A 24,384-nucleotide genomic window follows, 5' to 3' on the forward strand; every position below is an offset into this window, starting at 1 on the left:
AGGCTGATTTAATCTAACTACTTAACAGTAGTTAAGAAAAATTGGTAGCGGGGGCTGGATTTGAACCAACGACCTTCGGGTTATGAGCCCGACGAGCTACCAGACTGCTCCACCCCGCAACAACTTAGGTGTGCTATTCTATACAAAACCGACAACCTTGTCAACCCTTATTTGCAAAAAAAATTAAAACTTACCCAGTTTACCAAATTTTTAGCAATATTTTCAATGTTTTAAAAAAATCATTCAACAAAAAATTGGGCTTGAATTTTTTCAACGCTCACTTGCCAATCTGTTAAATTTTCACAAGTGCTGGTTAAACAAGTTTGCCAAGTTGGTAATTTGCCACGCATTTTTGCCAAGCGTTCGCCACTTTCGGTTTGCACCAATTCAGAATTTTTCTGCAAATGGTTTAACGCAAGTAACGCCGACTCTCTATCATTACACACCAAGCCCATGTCACACCCTGCATTTAAGGCAAATTCAATGCGTTTATCAGCATCGCCTGCCATGTGAGCGGCCTTCATGGACAAATCATCGGAAAATAACACGCCATTAAAACCCAACTTTTGCCGAATAATATCTTGTAACCAAACTTTAGAAAAACCTGCAGGCTTATCATCAACTTTGCTAAAAATCACATGGGCGGGCATCAACGCGTCAAGCAATGAAAAATTATTGATAAAAGGTTGCATATCAAATTTAAAAATCTCGTCAAATTCCCGTTCATCAACCGCATCAGCAACGTGTGAATCAGGGGCAACCGAGCCATGCCCCGGAAAATGTTTACCAGTGGTCGCCATACCTGCTGATTTCATACCACGCATAAATTGGGCAGAAAGTGGTGTAATGGCAGTTGGATTTTGGTGAAACGCCCTATCGCCAATCACTTGGCTTACGCCATTGACATCAAGCACAGGGGCAAAGCTAAAATCAATGCCAACTGCTAACACTTCGCTTGCCATTAAATAACCACAAGAAAACGCCAATTCTAACGCCAAAATCGGCTCTTTTTCAAAGAGTTCGCCCAATCTTCCCATCGCAGGCAAAGGCGAAAAACCTTGACGCAAACGAGCCACTCGCCCGCCTTCTTGGTCTACGGCAATTAAAATATTGGGATTAACCGCTCGAATGCTGTCGGTGAGTTCTCGCACTTGGGTTGGATTTGCTACATTACGAGCAAATAAAATCACGCCACCGACTTGAGCTTGTTGTAAAATTTGTTCATCATCATGGGTCAATTCTGTGCCTGCAACATCTAACATTAATTGACCGATTGTTTGCTTGTTTGACATAATTTTCTCAATAAATTATTGACATAGATTTAATTACTTTGGCTTAAATTCGTGTTTTAAACGATTTAATGCCATAATCGTATATTTATTTTTGCATCAAGAAAAACTAATTTTTTCATAAATTATCCTAAAATCATTGACGTACTAGACGACTAAATTTTGGCATTAAACTTTCATCACTCACACGCACAGGGTTAATGTCAATGCCACCACGCCGAGTGTACCACGCTCGTACCATAAGGCTTTTTGGCTGATAAGTGGTTGTTAAATCACTAAAAATCTGCTCAACACATTGCTCATGAAAGCCATTATGTTGTCTAAAGCTTAAAATATATTGTAATAAATCTGCTTTGTCAGCTGTTAAACCATCCATCAAAACCTCCACCGTTCCCCAATCTGGCTGATTGGTAACAGGACAATTTGACCGTAATAAATGGCTGTGAAAATGTTGTAAAGCATATTCATCTTTGGCAATACTTAATAACTCTGGACTCACATCATCGGTTAAAGTAACCTTTTTATCCAAATCGTCAAAAATATTATCCAAACATTCGCCCATTGCTTTATCAATCTTTAACGTGTCATCATCAAGCGAAAAAATCTGTAATTGAACTGTCGTTTTTAAGCAATTTGACAAATCATTTTCAACCGTTTTTTGAACATTAGTTACACTGGCAAATATGGTAAAATTTAAACTATTTAAATACAGCTTTAATGATTTTGATTCAATGATAAATTCCGAAGTCGCAGGCACGATTAAACGAGCAGTCGCCACTTGGGAAATGCCTTGTGGATTAAGCCATGATAATTCAAAAATTTGCCAATAATCTACACCAATAAAATCTTTTAACGCCAATTTTTCTCGCCCTAGCGAACGAGCGATTGGAAATAAAATATCAGGGGCATAGGTCTTTGGATAATGGGTGCTTTGCCCTAAAATACCATGCATTTGATTAACTGTTGTCATTTTTTACCACTTTTATCCAGATTGAAAGGCGTTACTATAAAGGCTTAGCTACAATTTTGCAACATGCGTTTTTAGCTATATCCTGTTGTGTTTGAAAAAATATTCATGATAACCACGACCAACACAGTTAAACTCATACCAATAATTAATTGCAGGTGTGTTAAAATGATTGCCAAACATAACATAACCGACCAAAGCTGTCATCACAATGCCAACACCGCTCCAAATCACATAGGCAATGCCCAAAAAAATGGTTTTTATTAATTTTGCTAAAAAAAACTGCCAAGAGTTTTGACAGTTTTTAATTCATGAACAGTTACAATTAAGGCACAAAACGCACAGGCTGTGCAATCACGTCTTTGGCACGTTCAGCCACTTTGTCAAAGCGGTGAATACTGTTACCTTGATTATCAACCGCAACGGTGACTGGCATATCTTCAATGTCAAACTCATAAATCGCTTCCATGCCAAGCTCTGGAAATGCCAAAGTTTTTGATGCTTTAATCGCTTTTGATACAAGGTAGGCCGCTCCACCAACGGCAATCAGATAAATCGCCCCATGTTTGGCAATCACCTCACAAGTGGCTGGGCTACGTTCCGATTTGCCAATCATTCCGATTAAACCTTGTTGCAAAATTTTGTCGGTAAATTTGTCCATACGGGTAGAGGTGGTAGGACCAGCAGGACCCACTACTTCATCGCCCACCGCATCAACTGGTCCAACATAGTAAATAAAGCGATTTTTTAATTCAACCGGTAATTGCTCGCCTTTGTCTAACATATCAACCATGCGTTTATGAGCAGCATCACGTCCTGTTAGGATTTTTCCGCTTAATAGTAAGGTATCACCGATTTTAAACTGGCTTAATTTTTCTTTGGTTAACTCATTGACATTGACACGGATAACATCGTTTGAGCCAAACTCTACTTCTGGCCAGTCTGACAATGGTGGTACAGGCATGTCCGCTTCACCACTGCCGTCTAGGGTAAAATGCACATGGCGAGTGGCGGCACAGTTTGGAATCATGGCAACCGCTTTACTGGCGGCGTGGGTTGGAAAGTCTAGCACTTTGACATCAAGCACAGTGGTTAAACCACCCAGACCCTGAGCCCCAACGCCAAGTTCGTTTACTTTTTCATACATATTTAAACGCAGACGTTCAACGCTGTTTAGCTCTGCCCCGCTGTCGGCTTTGGCTTGTAGTTCGTGAATGTCAATGTGCTCCATAAGCGAGCGTTTGGCGAGCATCATGGCTTTTTCTGGCGTACCGCCCACGCCAATGCCCAAAATCCCGGGTGGACACCAGCCCGCCCCCATTTGTGGTATGGTTTTTAAAATCCATTCTTCAATAGAATCTGACGGATTTAACATGGCAAATTTGGCTTTATTCTCAGAGCCACCGCCTTTTGCTGCACAAATAACGTCCAGTTTATCACCTGCTACCACATTCATATGCACCACGGCAGGGGTGTTGTCTTTGGTGTTTTGGCGTTTGCCAATTGGGTCAAGCAAAATGGACGCACGTAATGGATTATCAGGATTCGTATAAGCACGGCGAACGCCTTCGTTTACCATATCTTCTACGCTCATGTCGCTATCCCATTGCACATTCATACCAATATCTAAAAACACCACCGCACTGCCTGTATCTTGGCATAGTGGACGATGACCCATCGCCGACATACGGCTATTGACAAGAATTTGCCCCATCGCATTTTTGGCAGATGGATTGGTTTCTTTTTGCCATGCGTCATATACCGCATCTACAAAGTCTTTTGGGTGGTAATAACTGATAAATTGAAAGGCATTGGCGATTGAGCTGATAAAGTCTTCTTTTTTGATGACTGTCATTTGGCTAGTCCTTTTAAAAATGGAAAGTGAAAAATACAACGTTAAAACTGCAGTTTAATTTTACCGCAAAAATCAATGTTTCGCCATTGATTTTACAAAATCAAAAATTTGATTGTTTTTTTAACAAGTTTTTGCAAAAATTTTCAAAATAATTTAAAGTAACGCCATAATATTTTGATGTAATTGCCAATAAATCATGCCAAAAACAACCGCAATCACCGCCACTGCACTGAGCATTAACGACGAAAATTTGACAAAATTGAGCGAATTTTTGTGCGATTTGACATTAAGCACATACACCAAACCCAACACCGCTCCTGTCAACGCCCCACCGATATGCCCTGCATTATCAATACCTGACACCAAAAAGCCATAGCCCAAATTTATCGCCATGACTAACAATAATGAGCGAAAATTTAAGCCAATCTGATTGATCTCAGTGCGTAATAAAGCAGTCATTAACAATGCCGAACCAATACCCATGATACCGCCTGATGCCCCTGCACTCACCCCGATTTTACCACCGCCTAGTATCGCTTGTAAAGCCAAAAAATTGTTGAGTAAATTACCGCCGATACCTGATAACACAAACAAAATTAACAGGTTAACAGAGCCAATCATGCGTTCCGCCACCTGTCCAAAATAATATAACGCATACATATTAAACATCAAATGCAATAAACCAACGTGCAACACCAAGCTCGTAACCAGGCGAAACGGCTCATCGCCAAGACTTAAGGGCATGGCGTTTGCCCCCCAATGGAGCAGGTCTTTGGTGCTTGGGTTACTTGCGTCCACACCTGTGGCAATTTGGATTAAAAACAGCACAACGCACAGCATGATTAACAAAATGGTGCTAGGATAATGGCGTAGCCCAATGGCAAGTGGCGAATTTTTTGGTAAAAAATCAGCAGACATAGCGTAAAATTTCTAATGTTTTGTCATTTTAATTTATTTCATTCTTAGGCTTTTTTTACCACGCTGGACTTTAATTTCATCGCCCCAAAGCCATCAATTTTACAATCAATATCATGGTCGTCTGGGGCATCATAAATTAAGCGAATGGATTTGACTTTTGTGCCAACTTTAATCGGCGTAGATGAGCCTTTTACCTTTAAATCTTTTATCACCGTAACGCTATCGCCGTCCGCCAATACATTGCCGACAGCATCTTTAATCACAGCAACTACTTCGCTACTTTCGCCGTCTTGCCACTCATGGCTACACATGGGGCAAATCAGCAAATCGCCATCTTGGTAAGTATATTCTTCACTACATTTTGGGCAAGCTGGTAAAGACATAAATTTTCCTAAAGTTTGGTTAAAAAAAATTAGATAAACAATCATATATTGTAACCGATTTTGCTAAAAACTTGTAATTTTTTGCAAAAAACCCCAAAATAAACCCTAATTTTTTGCAAATATTCAAGGAAAAATTATGCCAAATTTTGTACAATTTTTACTCACAGGCAACGCCAAAAGTACGGATAAACTTGCCGATACTGCCAAATTTTTGCAAGGTCAATTAACCGCCAATGTTGCCAAAATCACTGATACTTTTTTGCCAACTGCCATTTGCAATTTAAAAGGGCGAGTGCAATTTGGGCTTTGGCTAAAACAATGTGAAAACGGCTATCATATCGTATTAAGCAGTGATTTGGCGGAAGATTTTGCCAATCATGTCAAAAAATATGGGGCATTTTCTAAGGTGGAGTTGGCGGAAAAATACGAAATTTTCCCAACTGTTGTGGACAATTTTCCCACTTTTTCAACCGATATTGCTGATAAAAACGTGGAAGATTGGCAAAAAATCAGTATTGAGCAAGGCAATTATTGGCTCAGCAAAGACAGTAGCGAACTGTTCCAACCGCAGGAATTACGCCTACATCAGCGTGGTGGCGTGGATTATGATAAGGGTTGTTATTTGGGGCAGGAGATTGTCGCACGTTTGTGGTTTAAAGCCAGTCCAAAGGCGTGGCTACATCGTGTCAGTTTGTCAAATAAATTGAATGAAAAAGTGCAAATTATCAATCAATTTAACAATCAAGCCTTAGTTGTGGCTCGTCCTAATGATTTAACAAGCATTGAAATTTTGCCACTACCCGAAAATTTACAACGCTCTGTGGCTCGTGAAGTTTAATTTGTGAAAATCTTGCAGAAATTTTTTGCTAAATTGCCAATTTTTTAGTAAAATTCTGTTTTACCTAACAGCGAATTTAATTTATGACAAAATTTATCTTTGTAACAGGCGGTGTTGTTTCTTCTTTGGGAAAGGGCATCACTGCAGCATCCGTGGCATCTACCCTTGAAGCTCGTGGTTTAAAAGTAACCATGACCAAACTTGACCCCTATATTAACCTTGACCCTGGCACGATGAGTCCATTTCAACATGGCGAGGTATTTGTAACCGAAGACGGGGCAGAAACTGACCTTGACTTAGGCTACTATGAGCGGTTTTTAAGCCGTAGCAAAATGAGCAAAGCAAACAACTTTACCAGTGGTCGCATTTATCAAACTGTCCTTGAAAAAGAACGCCGTGGCGACTATCTTGGGGCGACTGTACAGGTTATTCCGCATATCACCGATGAAATCAAACACCGCATTCTACAAAGTGGCGAAGGATATGATATCGCCATGATTGAGATTGGCGGAACGGTGGGTGATATTGAAAGTTTGCCGTTTATGGAAGCAGTGCGTCAGTTACAAGTAGAACTTGGGCGAAATCGTGCCATGCTCATGCACTTAACGCTTGTGCCATATATTTCTAGTGCTGGTGAAAGCAAAACCAAACCAACCCAACACTCCGTTAAAGAATTACGCTCTATTGGGCTACAGCCTGATGTGTTGATTTGCCGTAGTGAACAGCCGATTAGCGAAGACAATCGCCGAAAAATCGCCCTGTTTACCAATGTGGAAGAGCGTGCAGTTATCCTTTGTCCTGATGCAAAAACCATTTACCAAATTCCACGCATTTTGCATGAGCAACAGCTTGATGAGTTAATTTGTGAGCGTTTTGGCATTCAAGCACCGCCAGCCGATTTATCTGACTGGGACAAGGTTACTGGCTCTTTATTGAGCAATCAAGAAAATGTAACGGTGGCAGTGGTTGGTAAATATGTGGAATTGCCTGATGCGTATAAATCTATCAATGAGGCCCTGCTTGCTTCAGGCATTCAAAATGATGTCAAAGTTAGCATTCATTACATCGATGCTGAAAAACTAGAAACTGATGATAAACTTTTTCATGAGCTAAAACAAGCCGATGCTATTTTAGTACCAGGTGGTTTTGGTGAGCGTGGTACACTTGGTAAAATGAAAGCCATTACTTATGCTCGTGAAAACAATGTGCCATTTTTGGGGATTTGCTTGGGTATGCAGTTAGCGGTGATTGAGTTTGCCCGCAAGGTATTGGGATTAGAAGCCAATTCTACCGAATTTGACAAAAAAACCAAAGCACCACTTATCGGCTTGATTACCGAATGGTTTGATGAAAAAGGCGAATTACAAGTGCGTAGCGACACGTCAGATTTGGGCGGAACAATGCGTCTGGGGGCTCAACAAGCACAATTGGTAGAAGATAGCAAACTTCGTCAAATCTATGGCTCACCTATGATTACTGAACGTCATCGCCATCGCTATGAAATGAACGGTCGTTATATTAACGATTTAGAGCAAAAAGGCATGAAAATCTCTGGCTATTCTGCCAAACAACATTTGGTAGAAGCGGTGGAAATCCCTACGCATGACTGGTTTGTGGCGGTTCAATACCACCCAGAGTTTACCAGTTCACCAAGAGATGGGCATCCGTTATTTAATAGTTTTGTTCAAGCGAGTAAACACTATAAAAATAAGCGTTAAAGCGTTGATAACTTTAGCAAAAACCACCATTCTGGTGGTTTTTTGTTAGGGTAAGTGTTAATTATCATTATGCTTCATCAATGATTTTATGTTGTTCGCTTAATTTTCTTTGTTCCATTGCATCATAAAACAAACAATAACCGACCATTCTTAATTTAATTTTGTAGCGGTTTTGACTGCTTGATAAGTTAGCCGATGGCACGTGGGGATTTTCAAGACGTTCTGCCAATTTTTTGACAAATTGGGCTTTAATATTGGGTGCAGGTTTTCACCATTCTTTTTAGGCTTTTGGGGTTTATGGCAAAATTCTCAACTCAAAACGCATCGCTCAACAACGTATCTAAATCCACGGTAATAGGTTAAAATTACAAAATTTTATGCTTTTTTTGCCAAATTTTGCTAAAATACCCCAAATTTTTAGCAAAAAAGTAAGCTTATGAACCCCAACACCGATTTTACCAATCCAAATAATCCAACGCCTTATCTTATCGCTCCCTCTATTTTGTCTGCTGATTTTGCCCGCCTTGGCGAAGAAGTGGAAAAAGTGCTACAGGCAGGGGCGGATGTCATTCATTTTGACGTGATGGACAACCACTATGTGCCAAATTTGACCTTTGGTAGCATGATTTGCCAAGCCTTGCGGGATTATGGCATTACCGCCAAAATTGACGTGCATTTAATGGTGTCGCCTGTGGATAGTATGATAGGGCAGTTTTTGAACGCAGGGGCGAGCGTGATTACTTTTCACCCAGAAGCCAGTCAGCATATTGACCGTTCTTTGCAGTTGATTAAAAATGGCGGTGCCGAGTGTGGTTTGGTGTTTAACCCTGCCACGCCGTTGCATTATTTAGATTATGTTATGGATAAAGTTGACCAAATTTTGTTGATGAGTGTTAATCCTGGGTTTGGCGGTCAAGCCTTTATTGACAATACGCTTGGCAAAATCCAAGAGGTGCGTCAACGCATCGTGGCATCAGGGCGCCATATTCGCCTAGAAGTGGACGGCGGTATCAAGGCGAGCAATATCCGAGCAGTTGCCGAAGCAGGGGCGGATATGTTCGTGGCGGGGTCGGCGATTTTTAATCAAGCGGATTATAAAGTGGCGATTGACGAAATGCGTGCCGAACTTGCTAAAGTCGGTACATTGGATGAAAAAAACTAATGGCGAATTCAATTAACCCAACGATTTCACTCGTTCCCAAAGGCTTAACCATTGGGCTTGCGGTGTTTGCTTTTCTGCTTGGGATTACAGGTTTTGTGGTAAAAATCGTGTTATTTGGCGAAAATTTTCAGCAAATTTTGCCGAGTTTTGTGCGTATGGTGGCGATTTTTTGGTTATTAATTCCTTGTGGCTTTATGCTTGGGGCAAGGCTAATTAACCGATTTTCCCCACTACAAGCCGAACAAAAACAACCCATTCAACCACGCAATGCGTTGACATTAGGGTTGTTATTTAGCTGTGTTGCGATGCTTTGGCTGATGGCAGGAAACTCATAAAATGTTAAAATTGAATAAAGATGATTTAAACATTTATCCCAAAGATTTGCCAAAAAAGCTAATCCATAGCTTAATTATCGCTTGTTTGGTGCTTGGTTTGGCAGGGTTACGAGCGGGACGCAACTGGCAAGGAATGCTTGCGGTGTTGGAAAACTGGGCATTTATGCTGTTATGGATACCGACTGCGGTAACACTATGTGCCATACCGTTCAAACTGCGTGATGATAGTTTTGAGTTAAAATTGGCATATTATCTTGGAATGTTTGTCGCTTTTATCTTTATTATCAATAAATTACGCTATTTTCGTTAATAAACCTTGTAAATATTCAAAAACACCTTATCAATTTTGATAAGTTTTGCAATTTTTTAAAAGGAACAACGTTGGTTAAATTATTGATAATCTTGGTAATTTTTGTCATAAGTTTATGGTTTATCAAAAAACTTATCAGCTTTTGCTGGCAAAAAATGCACGATATCGCAGGTATTGAAGTTGGTACGTCTCGCCACAGTTTGCCACCGCAAATCAGCTATACGCCAAGCACCGCTATTCCTAACAGTATTGGTAACAACCTAGATTATCAGCTGATGTCAAGCAATGTTTTGCAAAATAGCAAAAAAAATCTGCTAAAAACCAAACACGGTAAAATGTCGCCGATGCCGTTATTTCAAGATTTAAGCCTTGAACAAATTAATCGAATGCCCACTGAAGCAGTGGTGGTGCTTGACCGTATTCACCATAAATTAGAGCGATATTTGGATTGGCAACAAGCTCAACAATCACAACCACAATCTACTCAAGCAACCGCCGTGCCATTGAGCGAAAGGCGTTTTGTGCTAGATAAATTAATCAGCCAAACCATTCCTGAAGCGGTTAATCAATACGACCAGCTGGCTCGATTTAATCCGCATCAACTTTCACAAAAAATCCATGACAATATGACGGCAGGCGATATGTTAATTGCGGTTTTGCTCGGCGTGGACAAACAAACAGATGAGTTATTACATGAATTAAATCAACAAGTTAGCAGTCAGTTAGCCACAACTTATCATTATGTAAAATCTCGCACTGAGCAATAAACGGTTGTCAATTTTTCGCAAAAAGCATGTAAATTGTGCTAAAATAATGATTTTTTAGCCGTTGAAACTGTATGTCAATTCGCCAATTTTCTGATTTACCAAGTTTATTTAATCATTTAAATATCAATGCGTTAAGCGATAACGACCAATCGCTGATTTATCAGATTAACCAACTGTTACCACAAACTCAATGCGGACTTTGCGGTCATGCTGACGGCTGTCTGCCCTACGCCACCGCCATTATCAAAGACGGTGAAGCCCATAATAAATGCGTGCCAAGCGGACAAACCATTGCCGACAAAATCGCCAACTTACTCGGACGTGAACGCCTGCCTGCCGAGCCTTCCAAATGGCAGACTGACCCTAATACCGCTCGCCCTATGGAAGTGCGAGCCGTCATCCGTGAAGATGACTGCATCGGCTGTACCAAGTGCATTCCTGCCTGCCCTGTGGATGCGATTATCGGCAGTGGCAAACAAATGCACACCATTTTTACCGACCTTTGCACAGGTTGCGAGCTGTGTCTGCCACCGTGCCCAGTAGACTGCATTGAGCTTGTGCCATACCCAAGAGCCATTAGCGACAGTGAACGCCAAGCGGAGCAATTCGACTTGCAACAACGTTATTACGCACATCTAAAGCGGATTGAACGCCAAGTGAATGATAAATCCAATGCCAAACCTGTGGTAAGTATGATTCAGACAAAATTAAATGATATTTCAGTTAATATTGATAAAAATCAAGCAAAAATTACCATTGAAACGGCAAAATTACGCACACAAATTAAAAAATTGGAAAAACAATTAAGCGTCAAGTTTGATAAAAATAAGCAACATCAATTAGATAAATTATTACAACAATTAGCAGAATTAGGATAAAAAAATGGCTTTAACCGTTAAAACCAAAACCCCCTTACCAAAAACATCAGCCACGCCACCATCACGGCGAATGTCAAAACAAAACGTCCAGCTTTTTTTTGAAAAACTCGCCCAAAACATTGAGCGTCCAGAAACCGAACTGGAATACAACAACAACTTTGAACTGCTCATCGCCGTCATGCTCTCCGCCCAAGCCACTGACGTCAGCGTCAACCTCGCCACACGCAAGCTATTCCCAGTCGCCAATACCCCGCAAGCGATTTTAGACTTAGGCGAAGACGGCTTAAAACACTACATCAAAACCATTGGACTGTTTAACAGCAAAGCCAAAAATGTGATAAAAACCTGCCAAGACTTGTTAGAAAAATTTAAGGGTGAAGTGCCTGACAACCGTGCTGATTTGGAAAGTCTGGCGGGGGTCGGTCGCAAAACCGCCAATGTCGTGCTGAATACCGCCTTTGGACAGCCGACCATGGCGGTGGATACCCATATTTTTCGGGTTGGCAATCGCACAGGACTTGCGACAGGCAAAACCGTGTTGGCGGTAGAAAAAGCCTTGTTACAACGTATTCCTAAGGCATATTTACTGGACGCCCATCATTATTTGATTTTGCATGGGCGTTATACTTGCAAGGCTCGTTCGCCTGAATGTGGCAAATGCCCTGTGTTTACCGAATGTATGTTTAAAGACAAGTCGGTTTTTGTTGAAAAATGACCGCATAAATTTGTTATAATAGTTTTTAATAGAACCACTATTTTATCAAAATTTTAAAATTTTTTTAAATAAAAACGAGAAAGTCATGACAGAACCCACCTTAGAACAACGTAAAATTATCTACCGTGCTAGACGTGGTCTCAAAGAATTGGACTATTATTTTGACCCCTATGTGCGTGAGCATTACCTGACCGCCAGCGAGCAGGAACAGGCAACTTTTGCCAGTTTAATACAAGAAGAAGACCCTGATTTGTTAGATTGGTTTTTGTTTAACCAACCGCCAAAAGCCGAATATGCCGAGCTGATTGGCAAATTAAAACAGCTCAAAAACGACAACCTTGCCTAAATTTTTTATCAATATTCAACATGAACAATCAAGGTTTTATTCAGATTGATAGCGAACTTTTACCGAGTTTTTACCGTAAAATTGTATTAATAAGTGGAATGCTGACGCTATTAATGATTATTTGCCTATTACCGTTAACGTGGGCGTATCGTGGTATTTTGGTAGTGCTGTTGCTCGTGTGTTCGTGGTTTTACCAAATTAACCAACATCATTTGGTAAATATCAGCAGTTTAAGGCTAAAAAATTTGCAAGACTTTGAAAAATATGACTTTTTAGAATGGCATTTACAGTTATTTCAGGGTTATTTTGTCGTGCCATACGGACACCAAAGCGATATTTACCAAGCCAAATTACAACAAATTCATGACATGGGTCAGGTTTTATGGTTGCAATTTTGCGTGTTTGAGCCGTTTAGCAAAACGTTATCGGTACAAATTTGGCAAGACCAAATGGATAGCGACACATGGCGACAGTTAAAAATTTTGGCAAATCACGAAAAATAAAAAGCCAATGAAATCAATAGGGTATTATTATGAAAGCAGTTATTCAACGTGTCAAATTTGCCAATGTGGTGGTAAACGATGTTACAGTCGGTGAAATTTCACAGGGAATTTTGGTGTATCTGGGGCTTGGTGAAAATGATGATTTAACCATTGGTAAAAAGATGATTGACAAAATCTTAACTTACCGCATTTTTGAAGACGAAAACGGTAAAATGGGTAAAAATGTGAGTGATGTGGGTGGTGGGATATTACTGGTGTCGCAGTTTACCTTGCTTGCCAATACCAAAAACGGTCGCCGACCAGATTTTAGCCCTGCCATGTCGCCAGAGTTTGCTAAACCCTTGTTTGATGACATCGTCAACTATGCCAAACAGCAACATCACACGGTTGCCACAGGTGAATTTGGGGCAGATATGCAAGTGAGTAGTTGTAATGATGGACCCATTAATTTTATTTTTGAGTTATGATTTATTTGCCAATTCATACACCTTTATGGCATGAGCAAGTGATAACTCTGGATAATGTTGTCTTAGATTTTTAATGACTTCTACTTTTGGTTGGTGTAACAAAGGCTTGATAAAGGCAATATAGTCATCTTTTAATACGTCCATAAGCCTATTTTCTAATTGTTTCACACGCTTAGCATTCAGCCATTCTTTGATTAACAACACACAAATCAAGAAAACAATTATCACATCAGCTGGCATTTTTTCACTCCCAATAAACGATATTCATCAAATCTTATAACATCGTTTGCTATGCTTTGAATAGGATTTATATTGGCAAAATTAGGGGCATTGATGGGGCGTTTTATTATCAGTTTATCACAATTTTTAATAGCCGTATTAAATAATTCTATCTCATCGTTAATATTAGGTAGATTAACAAAAGAATGTAACACCTGCATATTTTTATTAACTGCACCTTTATAACTGTCATTTGGAAACATGGGGTCAAGATAAATTAAATCCACTTTGTTTAAATGCTTTAAAATCTCGCCACTATCGCCAAATTTGATGTCAATTCGGCTCATGAGTTTTTGCCAATTTTTATGTTGGCTCATTTTGTGTTGTTCGGTTTTTAACAGCAAAAATAAAATCGGATTTTTTTCAATGAATGTAGCCGTTGCCCCTGTACTTGCCAAAATCAGTCCGTCAATACCAAAGCCTGCCGTAGCATCAATGACACTCATCTCACGATTTAGTTTAGCAATTTTTAACAATAATTCGCTATTTTTGCCAGCTTTGACAATGCGAGATTGGTAACTTTGCCAATCACAAGAGATTTTTAAAATCTCTTTATTTGCGACTTTGGCTAAAGTCAGTTGTCCTTTTTGATTAAAAAACAAAAATGGGACATTGGGGTGTAATGTGGATAATAGTTTTAAGTTTTTATTATCAAAATTTTCAGTGAAAATAACAGATATTTCAATCGGTAATTGATGATCATAAATGATTTGTTGAACATTTTGGCTATCAAAGCCGTTGGATAATAGCAAACAAACTTTCACAATTAACCTTCAATATGATAACCAAAGCCAAAATAAGCAATCAGCACCACCAAACCTGTGGCAATGCGTAACCACGCAAACACGGTAAAGTCTTTTTTACTCACCCACGCCACCATAAGGCGGATACATAACAGTGCGACAATGAACGATACAAGCGTCCCTACGCCCAAAATCACCCAGTCTTCACCAGTTTGTAGCACATCTTTATTTTTTAGCAAATCTAATAAGCCTGCACCGACAATCACAGGAATACCCAGAAAAAAGGAAAATTCTGTTGATGCACGACGAGAAACACCGAGCCATAACGCCCCGATAATGGTCGCACCACTGCGAGATGTACCGGGGATTAATGCTAAACATTGACAGAAACCGATTTTAAGAGCGGTTTTAAAATCAATGTTTTCCGCTTCGTCTGCGATGATGGTTTGTGGGCGTTTTTCCACATAAAAAATCAGCAATGCTCCAACGATGAGCATGGTGGCAACCACGAGTGGGTGAAATGCCTGTTTGACAAAATCGGCAATGGTAAAGCCCAAAACCATAACAGGAATGGTTGCAATGATTAAAGAGATACCAAGCTGACGGGGATTTTTTAGACCCGTCGCTTTGCCAGTCAATAAACCCATAAGAGCGCTCCAAAGCCTGCCCCAATAGTCATAAATCACTGCCAAAATCGCCCCAAGCTGGATAAAAACGATAAATAAATCTCGTTTTTCAGGTGTCCAAAAATTCATAATATCGGCGGATAAAATTAAGTAGCCTGTACTGGAAATCGGCAAAAATTCGGCAATACCTTCCACAATGCCCATGATGACTGCTTTGATAAATAATAAAACTTCCATTATTTTTTCCCCTGTTCCGCCAACGTTTTCCACGCATTATGACGTAAATAGACTGGCAGAGCATTTTCGGCAGTGACCGACTTGCCATTATTTAGTAATTCTAAACCCAATAAACCAATCGTTGTAGCGGTTGGTTGTAGATTTTCTAAACAAAGTTGTGCATTTGCGGTTAATAAAGTCGCACCATTGCCGACTAAAGGTAAATTTTTATCGGTTTTTTCGCCATAACTTAACAATTTTTCGGTATTGATAAGTTGCATGATATTGTCTTTTTCACAAAACTCACCGAAATAAACTTCGTCCATACGAGCGTCAAGCACCGCATAAACATGGCTTAAACCTTCATGAATAAAGGCTTGTTGAGCCAATGCCTGCAAACTAGACACAGGCAGACACGGCAAATCATGAGCAAATGCCAAGGCTTGAGCCACAGCGGTGTTAATGCGTATGCCACTAAATGCCCCCGGCCCCCGATTAAAGGCGATTGCGGTTAAATCACTAATTTTTTTATCATGTTTACTTAACAGAGTGTTTATCATGGGGAGAATTTTTTGGGTTTGTAGGCGGTTGCCTGTTTCGGTCATTTCATCTAGAAGTGAATCTTTGTCCAGTAGTGCAATGGAACATTGGTCAAAAACGGTGTCAAGGGCTAAAATCATGCAAATTTCTCAAAAAAAGTCAGTTTTATCAATTTTCAATCATATTATTTTAATGATTGACAAATCAAAAACGCATATCATACCACCAATTTTAGGGTGGTGTTAGTGCTGTACCAAATTTTTTTACAAGCTAAAAAATTGTTAGTTAAGGCATTAAACAAAAATAAATAGGGTTTTTATTTCACCATGAGTCTGTCAAATGGTAGGAAAACCGTCATGTTTCAACAAGCTCACCACGAACGGTCTAAAATTTTCCAATTAATTATTGATAAAATATGACCCAAGTTTTGCTTTGTTTGATTAAACCGGTTAATTCCACAAAAAAAATGTGGATTTATATTAAAATTGCGTATTTTTTACATTTTTATATTTGCGTTGTGTGGTATAATGGTCGCCATATCAGTAAACTTGGGCTGTGTTACTGATAGTTTGTTTTTTATGAAAGGAGATTTTGTATGGCTGGTAAAACAATTTTTGACAATGGGGTACACAAAGTTATCGTGTTTAGCGATTTGGTGCAAGGCGACGGTATTCAGTCCAATCAGTTTTTGGTGCTAAATACCGATAATGGCGAAACCAATGGGGCGGTGATTGACCCTGGTGGGGATTTGACCTATACGCCTTTGACCTTAGCGTTACTCAAGCATACCGATATTCGCCATGTGCGTTATGTGATTGGTTCACATCAAGATCCTGACATTATCGCCTCGTTGCCACGTTGGTTGTTACATACCGAAGCAACGATGGTAATCTCTAAGTTGTGGGAGCGTTTTTTGCCACATCTAAATTCAGCATTTACCACAGGGAGATTACAGTCGGGCTATATGCAACGGATGATTGCGTTGCCTGATGAAGGGGCTGTGTTACAGTTGGGCGAAAGTTATTTGTATGCGTTGCCTGCTCATTTTTTACATTCTGAAGGTAATTTTCAGTTTTACGACCCGATTAGCAAAATCTTGTTTTCAGGCGATATGGGTGCATCATTGGTAGGCGACCCTGATGAAGCGGTGAACGATTTTGACGCTCATATTCCCACCATGAAAGGCTTTCATCAGCGTTATATGGTGTCCAATAAAGTAACGGCGTTTTGGGCAAAGGCAGTGCGTGAGCTTGATGTTCATATGATTGTTCCGCAACATGGCAAGGCGTTTGTTGGTAAAGAAATGGTCAATCAATTTTTGGATTGGATTGAACAATTGCCTTGTGGGGTGGATTTGTTTACCCAAGATAATTACAATTATAAAGGTTTAATTGATAGCGTAAAATAACCCATGTCGGCAACGTTATTTAATCCATTTCGCAAAGAAAAATGGCTCGCCTATGTACATTTGACCCGTTTTGACCGTCCTGTTGGCATTGAACTTGTGCTGTGGTCAACGCTATGGGCGGTATTTTTAGCAGGGCTTGACCTTGGTAGGTTACCGCCTTGGCACGTTGTGCTGATTTTTTCGCTTGGGGCGACACTTATGCGTGGGGCGGGCTGTGCCATTAATGATTTTGCCGACCGCAAAGTGGATGGTCATGTCACTCGTACCAAACATCGCCCTTTGGCTGATGGGCGTTTGACCGCTAAAGAAGCGGTTTGGGCGTTTTTGGTTTTGTCATGGATTAGCGGTGCATTGCTGATTTTTTTGCCTATTCAGGTGTTTTATTGGTCATTTGGTGCGGTGGCGTTGGCGTTTATTTATCCGTTTATGAAACGTTTTACCCATTTACCACAATTTTTTTTGGCGATGGCATTTGGTTGGGCAATTCCGATGGCGTATGTGGCGGTGTCCGCCGAAATCTTGGAAAAAGGTTCAACCAATATTTGGTGTTGGCTGTTATTTGTCGGCTATATGGCGTGGACGGTGGCGTATGATACCCAGTATGCGATGGCTGACCGAGAAGATGATATCAAAATTGGGGTAAAATCCACGGCTATTTTATTTGGGAACTATGATGTGTTCATCATTAGCTTGTTGCAAGCGGTGTTTTTGGCGTGTTTGGCAGGCGTTTTTTGGCATTATTTTGGTTTGTTAAGTATTATTAGTTTATTGCCGTTGATTTTGATGTTTGTTTATCAAAACAAACTTTGTAGAACTTATCTACCGACCAACTGCACAAAAGCATTTTTGCACAATGTATGGGTTGGGCGGTATGTGTTCGTGGTGATTGTAATTTTAGTGTGGTTAAAATTCAAGTTTTAACTTTAATTTATTATTATCAAGTTAAACAAATGTTAAATTAAATTAAATAAATCAAATTAAGTAAATGCAACAATCAGTGTACAACTAATAATATGGCTATCATCAAAAAAACAGACACCCCCATTCCGTTATATGCCGATAAATTTTGGTCTGATACATTTTTTGTAAATTATCGTCAGTCATTACGCTGTTTGGCTCACCTTGTGCCAATACTTTGCCTTGATGTAAAGCAATGACATGGTCGGCATATTGATAAGCATGGCTTAAATTATGCAGTACAACAAGCACACTTTTTTGTTTTGCTTTGACCAAATCTTGCAAATAGGCAAATAACAAGCGTTCATGTTTGATATCTAAATGGTTAGTCGGTTCATCAAATAATAAAATTTCGGTATTTTGCATTAATGCTCGGACAATGGCAAGGCGTTGTTTTTCACCACCTGATAGACTTTGGATACGTTTGCTTGCCAACGCTTCTAGCTCAAAGTGTTGTAAAAACTGCATGGCTTTTTCAACATCACAGCGATTGTGAGTTTGATACCATAACAGTTTTGGCGTAGTGCCAAGCAGGGCATAGTCTAATACGGTTAAAGGTAGGCTAAACTGCTCATGTTGCCCTACCCATGCGATTTTGCCATGCTTTATACTTTGTAAAATGGGTTGATTTTGACAAAAAATCTCACCCACAATTTGACAATTTTGTACCTTACCTAACAAACTGTGAAGTAAGGTGCTTTTTCCTGCACCATTTGCACCGATTAAGGCGATAAATTGTTGGGCTGGCAGAGTAAGATTGTCAATATTTAATAAATTTTTTTTGGCGGTTTTTACGCTTAAGTCTTTGATGGTAAATAAATTATCCACGATTGCCAGCCTTAATAAATAACCAAATAAAAAAAGGTCCACCAAGCAACGCAAGCACAATGCCAACAGGCACGTCAATCGGATAGGCGATATAGCGAGCGGTTGTGTCAATGACTAACATCGCCACCGCCCCAAGCCAACCTGATAAAAACATCAGTTTGCCACGTCCACCACCCACCGTTACCGCCAAAATATTGGGTATCATCATGCCAATAAAGCCAATTACACCTGCTAGTGATACTGCTGAGCCTGTCAAAAGTGCAGATGCGATAATCGCCCATGTGCGAGTTTTACCAACCGAAATGCCCATAGATATGGCAGTCGTTTCTCCAAGCATTAAAATATCTAGCTTTCGCCCCAGTGGTAACAAGATTAACAAACCCACCGCAATACAAACTAGCACATAGTGAAACGGCACAAAACCTGCTTCCGCCATACTGCCAGATAACCAGTTGGTTGCACTTCGTAATACCATGTCATCAGACATAAACAAAATTAAACTGACCAATGCCCCACAAAATGCACTAATCACAAACCCCAAAATCAATAAACCCATTTGACCGCCACCAAGCAGACGATGACACGCCAAAATTAGCAAACACACCAGTAATGCCCCTGTAAAACTTGCCAAGGGTACACCAAAACCTGTAATACCAAAGGCAAGTACTGCCACTACACCAAGTGATGCACCGCCAGATGTACCGATAAGGCTGGGGTCGGCTAACGGGTTTTCAAATAAGGCTTGTAATGCCGAACCACTAACTGATAATGCTAAACCCACCAATAATGCGGTTAGCACTCGTGGATATCGGATTTGCCAAGTAATTTCGTCCAGTTGGGTAGGATTTTGCCATTCACCAAAACCCACACTTAAACCTGCATACACGCTGATGAAAGTTAAAATCACTGCAACGATAAGATAAAAAATGGTTTTTTTGTTTAAAAAAGCAGTCATAATAAGGTATTATTTTGCCAATGCGTGTAATTTGTTTAACACTTGCGGACTATCAAGCCCAAAACGCAAAAAGTCGTTGGCTTGCCAATAATACACTTTGCCAGTTTTTACCGCAGGGCTGTTAGCGACTTCTGGGCGTTTTTTAAACTGTTCCACCGTGCCAAGTGTGGCTTGATTATGCGAAGCAATGATAATCACATCGGGCCGACTGGCAAGCCAACCTTCACGAGATAGTGGTTTTAAGCCATCTATTGTTACCGCATTTATCCCACCTGCTAGGCGGATTAACTCATCGCCCACCGTGCCACGTCCTGCCACAATACGACCGTCATAGCTAAATAAATAGCGTTTTTTGGTGCTAGGTTTTGCATTCATACCTTGTTGCCATTGGCTTGCCAGTTGGTTAGCTTGGGCTTGTTTGCCAAGCAATCCGCCAACGCTTTTAATGGCATTGGCATAACCTGCCACATTTTCGGCAGGCATGACGTTTACAGTTTTGATTTTTAAACTGCTTAAACGCTGATAAATGCTTGTAGGTTGCACCATATAGCTACCCATTACCAAATCAGGCTTTAACGCCACAATCGGCTCAACGGTCAAATTACGATGAATGCCGATATCGCTAGCTTTTACCAAACTTGGGTGTTTATAAGCAGTATCTTTGCCAACGATTTTTGCCCCACCGCCAAGCGATAGCACAATATCGCCCACATCACCACTCATCACCACAATACGTTCATACGCAAAACTTGCCACCGAACAAGACAGGGCAAGGCTAAAAACTGCCAATTTTTGACAAGATTTTAATAAACTCATTTAATTTCCTTTTTTGGTGTGTTTTGTAGGCTGGGTTTTAACCCAACTTAATATTTTTTTAAACATTAAATTTTGGTGGTTTAAGCTGAGATAAATTTCAGCCTATAACATTCTACGATACAATTTTAAACTCATCTGCCAAACTTTGAGCCAATACCTGCCATTTTAGGTCTTGGGCTTGTCCTTCGTGGCGTTCACCAAAAATTGCCAAAATACTGTTGCCTTTTTTATCAAAACCTTCAAATGCCGATGTAAAACCATCATTATGCGGACGTTTAACAAACCAAACTTGCGATAATGCCTTGTCTTTTAGGTGCATGGTAAAACCTGTTTGTTTTTTATCCATGATGTTAATCCAATCGCCCATACGTTTGACATGGTGTAACGCACCACCAAAAATCTGCACAAGCCCAGTATTACCCACAAAAATCATGCTATTGATCTGCTCGCTTGCCAACTTTTCTAACAAGGCTTCAATCACTTCAGGACGCACTGCTGTTGTCATGTTATCAGGGGCTTGCACATAGCCACTGGCACGGTCTAGCTCATATTTGCCAAGAATACTATGAAATTGATGCACATCAGTCATATTCAGCCAATCTTTGCCAAAATTTTGTTTAGCTTCAGCGTTTAATGGGTGAAAAATCCATTCATCTTGCGGTAAAATGGATAAAATTTCAATCTCACTTGGGGCAGTTTTGGCGTATTTGTCGGTCAAATTTTGCCAAATCGTCAATGTTTCATCATCAAACTTGGTCAAAAATGCCTTGTTAATGGCGTGTCCATTTTGGTCAAAAAACGCAATACAATAACTCGGATTTTTCTTATCAGGATTAATAATAGCTAACATATGTTTGAATTTTTGCATAAAAATCCGCAAATCCAAGCCGTCTCCTTCACCCAACGCCAAGCCCATAGTCTTACCGATTTCTAAATTGCGATACACGCCTTGTTTTTCATGCACACAAAACTCATTACGCACAATACTTTCCATCACGCCTAAGGTATGTAATTCAAGCAACATCTCACGGCAATTTTCACCCAAATAACGACTGTGTGGCGAAGACAGCAATAACTCAAACTCACTCACACCCAATGAAATCGCCCCTTCGGTCGGAAATAACATTGGCGTTTCGGCTTTTTTGGCTTGATAAGCTTGCCAAAGCGTGTCATTTTTTTCAGTCGTATTTAAAGTAATGGATTGTTCAGTTTGTTCATAATTGGATAATAAATATTTATCAGTTTTCATAAAATGTCTCTCATTGCGTATCAAAAATATATGATAATAAAAATACAAATAATTATCAATTAAAATCTAAAATCTGCTCCAACGGTAACTGTGCGTCCACGGGCATAATTGGTAAAACTGGTGCTACCGTCATCATTAAATTGGGCGTAATTGTTATTTTGTGAATTGGACGGGTGAATGTACAATTTGTCAAACGCATTTTCCACGCCAAAGCGGAACGTGGCGTGTTTGTTCAATTCATAACGGGCAAATAAATCAGTAATAATTGGATTGTTTGGCATTTGTTGCAAGCGTTCACCACCTTCAAAATCCAAATAATCGGGGCGTACACGCACATTTTTACCATAAGATTTTAGCGTTGCCCCAACTTGCAACTTTTCATCAAACAAGCGAGAACCTAGCTCTAATGTCCAATATTTTTCTGGCAATTTGTCCATTGCTCCACCTGTAAAACCAAAATCATGATGTCCAGAGTTGATATTAACAGGTTGGTCGGACGTTTCGTTGGTGTAAGAAAGATTGGCAAAATATTTGCCTGTATCATAATTTGCCTGCACTTCGTAGCCTTTTGATGTTACTTTATTGGCAGAATTGACCGAAATCTGAGCATGAAAATCACCTGATGTATCAGGGTCGTTGATATTGGGTGTTAAAGAGCCATCCGATTTTTTTAGAAAAAATGATTGCGAATGGATATAATCTTTGATTTTTGTATTAAAGTACAAGGCTTTAAAACCCAATGTATCATTTTTGCCAAACACGCCATGTTTAAAGGTATTAAAACCAATTTCATAAGTATCCGCAACTTCTGGGCGTAAAAATGGGTTCATTGAGCCGCCGCCTTCATTGTTAAAAAATACTTCTTGAATATTTGGCATTCGGCTGGTACGAGCATAACTGGCAAAAGGGGTAAAAGCGTCATTGATTTTGGCGGAAAACTGGATTTTGCCGTTGGTGTTAAGATGTGTTTTGTCAATGACTGCTTCACCTTTGGGAAAACAAGGCACATCAGCATCGCAAGCAGGTTTGAAACCTGAAAAATCGGTTTTGACTCGGCTTAAGCTTAAATCCACATCATAAATGCCTTTGCTAAAGGTATTGTTTAGATAAATACTACCAATTTTTTGTTTGCCACTAGGCGAAAAGGTGGTATAGTTAAAATTATCTTTATCAACCGCTTGAGCCTTTCTTGTATAATCATTGCGTTGAAACGACAAACCATATTGGCTACGAACTTGCGTATTTGCCAAATGAAAAATACTGGTATTGCTTAAATCAAAATAATTGGCACGGTTTTTTGTACTTGCGTTTTCAAACAAAAAATATTTGGCATCTTTGTTAAAAACTTGAGAATTGTTACTGGTATTTGCCAAAAATTTGGTATTTACCAAATCCGAATTAGGCTGATAGCGATATTCAAAACCATACGAATCGTTGGCAAGTTCTCGTCCACCGATATTGGTGTTATACTGTCTGCCTGATAATAAAAAATGATGTTCTGGCGTGTCGTATTCTAACTTTGCTAAATAGGAACGTGGTTTTTGAATGCGTGCCGGGTTGTAGACATTGCTACTGGCGAGTTGGTTGTCGCCACGTTTATAATCACTGTTTTTGTTCGCACCGCTAAAAGCAATCATCGCCCCAAATTTTCCTGCTTTGTCAAACTGATGCCGACCAGCCACCGCAACCATACCATTATGCCCAAGCTTGTTGTTACCATAAGTGTATTTTGTGCGTACGCCAACGTTTTTATCATCAAGCAACACATCATCAACGCCAATGGTGCGAAAATTGGCACTGCCTACCAACGCATTGACACCATGACTACCGCCTTGACCGCCACGATTGACATCAACCCCCACCAAAAAATTGCTATCTACACTCGCCCCAAAACTACTGGTTGTTGGTGCGTTTGCTTGGTTGTCGTGAAAACCTCCGCCTTCACTGGTTGCGGTAACGCCAAAATTGGTCTGTGGGACACCATCAATCATGGTATTAACTCGCCCAAGCCCAGTCATACCACGCACATTGACTTTGAGCGTGCCTTGTCTATCGTCCATAAAAGTAAACGAACCTGGTAATGCACGCACCACGCTGTCAAGACCGCCTGATGTTCGGCTGATTTTTTCTTCATCTGCTTGTGACACTGCCCCTGCGGTGGTAAAAGTTTTATTATTGGTTGCGATGATTGTGATTTCTTTAAGCGTTGCTTCAGGTGTTTTTTCATTACTATCATCAACAACACTATCATCAGCAAAGGTTTGCATACTTGCCAAAATCGTTAAACAAAGCAAGGTTTTTTCAAATTTTATCATG

At 40.1% G+C, this 24,384-nt stretch carries 29 protein-coding genes and 1 tRNA gene; 13 read left to right on the top strand and 17 right to left on the bottom strand.

Going from position 1 to position 24,384, the window contains the following annotated elements; translation table 11 throughout:
• Positions 1 to 42: 42 nt before the first annotated feature.
• The 7 genes from A3G3_RS0111770 to A3G3_RS0111805 all read right to left on the bottom strand — a co-directional run bounded on the left by A3G3_RS0111770 (position 43) and on the right by A3G3_RS0111805 (position 5,412).
• Positions 43 to 119: transfer RNA gene (locus tag A3G3_RS0111770), tRNA-Met, on the bottom strand.
• Between the two features lie 120 nt (positions 120 to 239).
• Positions 240 to 1,292, bottom strand: a complete 1,053-nt coding sequence (gene nagZ / locus A3G3_RS0111775) for a beta-N-acetylhexosaminidase (protein ID WP_019520722.1) — start codon at positions 1,290 to 1,292, stop codon at positions 240 to 242.
• A 133-nt stretch (positions 1,293 to 1,425) separates the two neighbouring features.
• The gene (queF, locus tag A3G3_RS0111780; protein ID WP_019520723.1) at positions 1,426 to 2,259 is read right to left on the bottom strand and encodes an NADPH-dependent 7-cyano-7-deazaguanine reductase QueF; all 834 of its coding nucleotides are present in this window, start codon (positions 2,257 to 2,259) and stop codon (positions 1,426 to 1,428) included.
• Between the two features lie 75 nt (positions 2,260 to 2,334).
• Positions 2,335 to 2,490: a DMT family transporter gene (locus A3G3_RS14945; protein ID WP_394261930.1), complete on the bottom strand. Its 156-nt coding sequence runs from the start codon at positions 2,488 to 2,490 to the stop codon at positions 2,335 to 2,337.
• A gap of 91 nt (positions 2,491 to 2,581) precedes the next feature.
• Positions 2,582 to 4,111, bottom strand: coding sequence for a fumarate hydratase (locus A3G3_RS0111790; protein ID WP_019520725.1), 1,530 nt, complete (start codon positions 4,109 to 4,111; stop codon positions 2,582 to 2,584).
• Between the two features lie 153 nt (positions 4,112 to 4,264).
• Positions 4,265 to 5,029, bottom strand: a complete 765-nt coding sequence (locus A3G3_RS0111800) for a rhomboid family intramembrane serine protease (protein WP_019520727.1) — start codon at positions 5,027 to 5,029, stop codon at positions 4,265 to 4,267.
• A 44-nt stretch (positions 5,030 to 5,073) separates the two neighbouring features.
• Positions 5,074 to 5,412 (bottom strand): zinc ribbon domain-containing protein YjdM, encoded by a 339-nt coding sequence (locus tag A3G3_RS0111805; protein ID WP_019520728.1) that lies wholly within the window; start codon positions 5,410 to 5,412, stop codon positions 5,074 to 5,076.
• Between the two features lie 136 nt (positions 5,413 to 5,548).
• Between A3G3_RS0111805 and ygfZ the strand changes: the two genes are divergently transcribed.
• Together ygfZ and A3G3_RS0111815 are read left to right on the top strand one after the other, a co-directional pair.
• Positions 5,549 to 6,250, top strand: coding sequence for a CAF17-like 4Fe-4S cluster assembly/insertion protein YgfZ (gene ygfZ / locus A3G3_RS0111810; protein ID WP_019520729.1), 702 nt, complete (start codon positions 5,549 to 5,551; stop codon positions 6,248 to 6,250).
• An 83-nt stretch (positions 6,251 to 6,333) separates the two neighbouring features.
• Positions 6,334 to 7,968, top strand: coding sequence for a CTP synthase (locus tag A3G3_RS0111815; RefSeq protein ID WP_019520730.1), 1,635 nt, complete (start codon positions 6,334 to 6,336; stop codon positions 7,966 to 7,968).
• A 67-nt stretch (positions 7,969 to 8,035) separates the two neighbouring features.
• Here the strand turns inward: A3G3_RS0111815 and A3G3_RS14565 are convergent, their stop codons facing one another.
• Positions 8,036 to 8,197: a hypothetical protein gene (locus tag A3G3_RS14565; RefSeq protein ID WP_156802170.1), complete on the bottom strand. Its 162-nt coding sequence runs from the start codon at positions 8,195 to 8,197 to the stop codon at positions 8,036 to 8,038.
• A gap of 207 nt (positions 8,198 to 8,404) precedes the next feature.
• On the opposite strand from A3G3_RS14565, the gene rpe reads away from it, so the two are divergent.
• From rpe to dtd, 9 genes are all read left to right on the top strand, one after another.
• A complete protein-coding gene (gene rpe / locus A3G3_RS0111825) occupies positions 8,405 to 9,130 on the top strand; it encodes a ribulose-phosphate 3-epimerase (RefSeq protein ID WP_019520731.1) in 726 nt (241 codons plus the stop codon).
• On the top strand, positions 9,130 to 9,465 hold the full coding sequence (locus A3G3_RS0111830; protein ID WP_019520732.1) for a hypothetical protein: 336 nt from the start codon (positions 9,130 to 9,132) through the stop codon (positions 9,463 to 9,465). The genes rpe and A3G3_RS0111830 overlap by 1 nt, the downstream gene beginning before the upstream one ends.
• A 1-nt stretch (position 9,466) precedes the next feature.
• On the top strand, positions 9,467 to 9,775 hold the full coding sequence (locus A3G3_RS0111835) for a hypothetical protein (protein ID WP_019520733.1): 309 nt from the start codon (positions 9,467 to 9,469) through the stop codon (positions 9,773 to 9,775).
• A 155-nt stretch (positions 9,776 to 9,930) separates the two neighbouring features.
• Positions 9,931 to 10,542, top strand: a complete 612-nt coding sequence (locus A3G3_RS0111840) for a hypothetical protein (RefSeq protein ID WP_228702733.1) — start codon at positions 9,931 to 9,933, stop codon at positions 10,540 to 10,542.
• Positions 10,543 to 10,613: 71 nt separating this feature from the next.
• On the top strand, positions 10,614 to 11,420 hold the full coding sequence (locus A3G3_RS0111845; RefSeq protein WP_019520735.1) for an RnfABCDGE type electron transport complex subunit B: 807 nt from the start codon (positions 10,614 to 10,616) through the stop codon (positions 11,418 to 11,420).
• Between the two features lie 70 nt (positions 11,421 to 11,490).
• Complete coding sequence (gene nth, locus A3G3_RS0111850) at positions 11,491 to 12,135, top strand: endonuclease III (protein WP_026213032.1); 645 nt, start codon at positions 11,491 to 11,493, stop codon at positions 12,133 to 12,135.
• An 85-nt stretch (positions 12,136 to 12,220) separates the two neighbouring features.
• Positions 12,221 to 12,481 (top strand): FAD assembly factor SdhE, encoded by a 261-nt coding sequence (locus A3G3_RS0111855; protein WP_019520737.1) that lies wholly within the window; start codon positions 12,221 to 12,223, stop codon positions 12,479 to 12,481.
• A 20-nt stretch (positions 12,482 to 12,501) separates the two neighbouring features.
• On the top strand, positions 12,502 to 12,984 hold the full coding sequence (locus A3G3_RS0111860) for a protein YgfX (RefSeq protein WP_019520738.1): 483 nt from the start codon (positions 12,502 to 12,504) through the stop codon (positions 12,982 to 12,984).
• A 29-nt stretch (positions 12,985 to 13,013) separates the two neighbouring features.
• The gene (gene dtd, locus A3G3_RS0111865; protein WP_019520739.1) at positions 13,014 to 13,451 is read left to right on the top strand and encodes a D-aminoacyl-tRNA deacylase; all 438 of its coding nucleotides are present in this window, start codon (positions 13,014 to 13,016) and stop codon (positions 13,449 to 13,451) included.
• Here dtd and A3G3_RS0111870 read toward each other — a convergent pair.
• The 4 genes from A3G3_RS0111870 to tsaB are packed head-to-tail and all read right to left on the bottom strand — an operon-like array spanning position 13,446 to position 15,995.
• Positions 13,446 to 13,691: a hypothetical protein gene (locus A3G3_RS0111870; protein WP_019520740.1), complete on the bottom strand. Its 246-nt coding sequence runs from the start codon at positions 13,689 to 13,691 to the stop codon at positions 13,446 to 13,448. The genes dtd and A3G3_RS0111870 overlap by 6 nt on opposite strands.
• Positions 13,676 to 14,494 carry a class I SAM-dependent methyltransferase gene (locus tag A3G3_RS13785; RefSeq protein ID WP_019520741.1) on the bottom strand — a complete coding sequence of 273 codons (819 nt, stop codon included), beginning with the start codon at positions 14,492 to 14,494 and terminating at the stop codon, positions 13,676 to 13,678. Before A3G3_RS13785 ends, A3G3_RS0111870 begins: the two co-directional genes overlap by 16 nt.
• 2 nt (positions 14,495 to 14,496) lie before the next feature.
• Entirely contained in the window at positions 14,497 to 15,336 is an 840-nt protein-coding gene (locus tag A3G3_RS0111880; protein WP_019520742.1) for an undecaprenyl-diphosphate phosphatase, read from the bottom strand.
• Positions 15,336 to 15,995, bottom strand: a complete 660-nt coding sequence (gene tsaB / locus A3G3_RS0111885) for a tRNA (adenosine(37)-N6)-threonylcarbamoyltransferase complex dimerization subunit type 1 TsaB (RefSeq protein ID WP_019520743.1) — start codon at positions 15,993 to 15,995, stop codon at positions 15,336 to 15,338. The genes A3G3_RS0111880 and tsaB overlap by 1 nt, the downstream gene beginning before the upstream one ends.
• A 455-nt stretch (positions 15,996 to 16,450) precedes the next feature.
• On the opposite strand from tsaB, the gene A3G3_RS0111895 reads away from it, so the two are divergent.
• Together A3G3_RS0111895 and ubiA are read left to right on the top strand one after the other, a co-directional pair.
• Complete coding sequence (locus A3G3_RS0111895; RefSeq protein ID WP_019520746.1) at positions 16,451 to 17,263, top strand: oxygen-binding di-iron domain-containing protein; 813 nt, start codon at positions 16,451 to 16,453, stop codon at positions 17,261 to 17,263.
• A 3-nt stretch (positions 17,264 to 17,266) separates the two neighbouring features.
• Complete coding sequence (gene ubiA, locus A3G3_RS0111900; RefSeq protein WP_019520747.1) at positions 17,267 to 18,184, top strand: 4-hydroxybenzoate octaprenyltransferase; 918 nt, start codon at positions 17,267 to 17,269, stop codon at positions 18,182 to 18,184.
• Positions 18,185 to 18,286: 102 nt separating this feature from the next.
• On the opposite strand, the gene A3G3_RS0111905 is transcribed toward ubiA, so the two are convergent.
• The 5 genes from A3G3_RS0111905 to A3G3_RS0111925 all read right to left on the bottom strand — a co-directional run bounded on the left by A3G3_RS0111905 (position 18,287) and on the right by A3G3_RS0111925 (position 24,383).
• Positions 18,287 to 19,048, bottom strand: a complete 762-nt coding sequence (locus A3G3_RS0111905) for an ABC transporter ATP-binding protein (protein ID WP_019520748.1) — start codon at positions 19,046 to 19,048, stop codon at positions 18,287 to 18,289.
• Positions 19,041 to 20,003, bottom strand: a complete 963-nt coding sequence (locus A3G3_RS0111910; RefSeq protein WP_019520749.1) for a FecCD family ABC transporter permease — start codon at positions 20,001 to 20,003, stop codon at positions 19,041 to 19,043. Before A3G3_RS0111910 ends, A3G3_RS0111905 begins: the two co-directional genes overlap by 8 nt.
• A gap of 9 nt (positions 20,004 to 20,012) precedes the next feature.
• A complete protein-coding gene (locus tag A3G3_RS0111915) occupies positions 20,013 to 20,819 on the bottom strand; it encodes a heme/hemin ABC transporter substrate-binding protein (RefSeq protein WP_019520750.1) in 807 nt (268 codons plus the stop codon).
• 112 nt (positions 20,820 to 20,931) lie between these two features.
• Complete coding sequence (locus tag A3G3_RS0111920) at positions 20,932 to 22,068, bottom strand: hemin-degrading factor (protein WP_019520751.1); 1,137 nt, start codon at positions 22,066 to 22,068, stop codon at positions 20,932 to 20,934.
• 59 nt (positions 22,069 to 22,127) lie between these two features.
• Positions 22,128 to 24,383, bottom strand: coding sequence for a TonB-dependent receptor domain-containing protein (locus A3G3_RS0111925; RefSeq protein ID WP_019520752.1), 2,256 nt, complete (start codon positions 24,381 to 24,383; stop codon positions 22,128 to 22,130).
• Position 24,384 lies beyond the last annotated feature (1 nt).

The organism is Moraxella boevrei DSM 14165 (assembly GCF_000379845.1).
Taxonomy (GTDB): domain Bacteria; phylum Pseudomonadota; class Gammaproteobacteria; order Pseudomonadales; family Moraxellaceae; genus Faucicola; species Faucicola boevrei.